This is a genomic window from Hungatella sp. SL.1.14 (assembly GCF_024460495.1).
Lineage (GTDB): Bacteria > Bacillota > Clostridia > Lachnospirales > Lachnospiraceae > Hungatella > Hungatella hathewayi.
In genome coordinates, this window is record NZ_JANFYJ010000518.1 from 1 (window position 1) to 288 (window position 288).

Here is a 288-nt window from a genome sequence, read left to right on the forward strand (position 1 = left end):
AAAGAACATGCGCCGAAACCAGGTGGAAATGCGACAGCGTCTTTTCTCTTTCTTATCCATAGCGTTTCCTCCTTTATTTGTCTACGCGGACACGAGGATCAATCAATCCGTAGCTGATATCTGTAATCAGGATGCCCACCAGGCTGATGATCGTATAAAACAGCTGAATGGCCAGAACCAGTTTGTAATCGCTCTGCTTTAAGCCGGTTACGTTCAAAGCTCCCATTCCCAGGAAGGAGAACGTGTTCTCCACCACAACGGAACCACTGAAAATCCGCAAAAACCATC

General features: G+C 46.9%; 1 protein-coding gene. It reads right to left on the reverse strand.

The annotated features are described in order from the left end of the window. Positions 1-73: 73 nt before the first annotated feature. Positions 74-288 (reverse strand): ABC transporter permease subunit (locus tag NE473_RS32095; RefSeq protein WP_256265724.1); only part of this gene is annotated, 215 nt, incomplete at its 5' end.